The organism is Moorena sp. SIO4A1, from assembly GCF_010672065.1.
GTDB lineage: Bacteria > Cyanobacteriota > Cyanobacteriia > Cyanobacteriales > Coleofasciculaceae > Moorena.
Genome location: NZ_JAAHHX010000453.1, coordinates 1 through 1,865, shown reverse-complemented (window position 1 = coordinate 1,865; position 1,865 = coordinate 1). Strand labels below are relative to the sequence as shown.

General features: G+C 47.0%; 2 protein-coding genes. Both read left to right on the top strand.

Annotated features, from left to right (window positions below; genetic code table 11):
• Positions 1-137: 137 nt before the first annotated feature.
• On the top strand, positions 138-968 hold the full coding sequence (locus F6K53_RS39380) for a glycosyltransferase family 4 protein (RefSeq protein WP_293085385.1): 831 nt from the start codon (positions 138-140) through the stop codon (positions 966-968).
• Between the two features lie 23 nt (positions 969-991).
• Positions 992-1,865: Wzz/FepE/Etk N-terminal domain-containing protein (locus tag F6K53_RS39375; protein WP_366511423.1), on the top strand; the 874-nt coding region annotated here is incomplete at its 3' end.

The following is a 1,865-nucleotide window of genomic DNA, read 5'->3' as shown; positions in this document are numbered from 1 at the left end:
TGTCTTCTGGTAACTCCGATGACTGGTGGTGAGACAGGAATGGAATCAGTTGTGTCAGCAGTTGCTTCAGGGGTTGGGCAGAGGATAGCGATCGCCAAATAATATAATCAAACTCCTCCTGCATCTTTGCAAAGATTGTGGTTACCTGTCAGGGATTGGACTGGCAACGAGCCAAGTGGGGGAAATGGTCGAGTGGGTTAATTCGTTTGGGGGAGAGGAACGCGGTCTACTCTGCCCATGAGTTAGTCGTAGTCTCACAAGCACTCCAAAATTACTTTCTCAACACCTATAGCAAGAATACAATCAATATTCCCAATGCTCCAGGGATTTACCCAGAGTCAGACCCCAAATTTCCCTATGGTAAATTCCTAGGTCTAAACCCGGGGCGTTACATTCTGTTCTTGGGCAGGCTTGTACCGGAAAAACGACCTGATCTACTCATCAAAGCTTTCCAACGGCTCAAATCTAACGGTTGGAAACTGGTGATTGCTGGTGGTGATAGTGACACTCATAACTACATCGCCAACCTACATGACTTGGCAGGTACAAATCAAGACGTGTTATTCGTTGGTGAACTCTATGGAAGTAGCTTAGCCGAGATTGTTCGGGGGGCAGGGTTGTTTGTTCTGCCTTCGGATTTAGAAGGATTACCGCTGGTGATGCTAGAGGCAATGCAAGAAGGGATTCCAGTGCTCGCTAGTGATATCCCTCCCCATCAGCAATTGATTGGTGAAGAACGAGGTCTACTGTTCCGAGCAGGAGACGTAGACTCTTGTGTCCGAGCTCTAGAAACGGCGATCCGCCAACCTCAAAAGTTAGCGGACATGGCAAAGAAGGCACAAGACCATGTAGCTACTTACTATAACTGGGACAAAATTACTGCTGATAACTTGAGACTCTATCAAAAACTCTGTGCGTCGTCTGATGCCAAATTCAGTGTCACGCTCCCGTTTTTCAAGAACCAGTAAAACTACTGAGTTTCGTGAACTTTATGGACACAAGCCTTTCATCACTACCATTAGCCTTAAAGCGGCGGCTTTTGCCAGCCCTTGTTACCTTTACATCCGTAATTGGTGGAGCGATTGCCTATTTGGTTGTTACCCCACCAGTGTACCAAGTGAAAGCACGGCTGATGCTGGACAATAAAAAGGTGAGTGTATCTGAGTTGGGTGACAACCTCAGCCAAGTCCCTGCTAATACACCCGGTGGAGCTGACCCAATCGCAACTCAAGCAGAACTAGTGGGGTCAGAACGGGTTCTTCAGGGAGCACTTGACGAGATTGCTCTACTCGGCAGTTCACCAGAAGGACTGACCATATACAAACTCCGTGAGGATTTAAAGGTAAAAATTGTGCCTGCTACCAATATTCTTGAGCTGAGCTATCAGGGTCAAAATCCAGAATTGGCAACCACGGTGCTCAATGCGATCGCCAACGCAATGGTTACTGAAAGTGCTGAAGGGATTCGTTCAGAAGCTAAAGCTGTGCGGGAATTTTTGGAGAAAGAAGTACCATTACGGCGTTTGGAGGTAGCAGCAGCAGAAGCAGCGTTAAACCAATTTAAACAGACCACTGGTTTAGTTTCTCCCGAGGAACAAACACAACTCTTAGTCAGGAGTTTAGCTACTTTAGAAGACCAAGAACGTGCTGTGTCTATTCAACTCCAAGACGCTAAAACCCGTAGCCAAGAACTCCAGACAATAACCAGTCTGAATAATGCTCAGAATGCTTACATCGCCGGACGCATTGGTCAAGATCAAGAACTCCAAGCCTTACGAGCTCAGCTAGTCAACTTGGAACGGGAGTTAGCCAAAATGCGATCGCGTCTAACTGATCAGAATCCAGCGATGATATCACTGGTTCAGG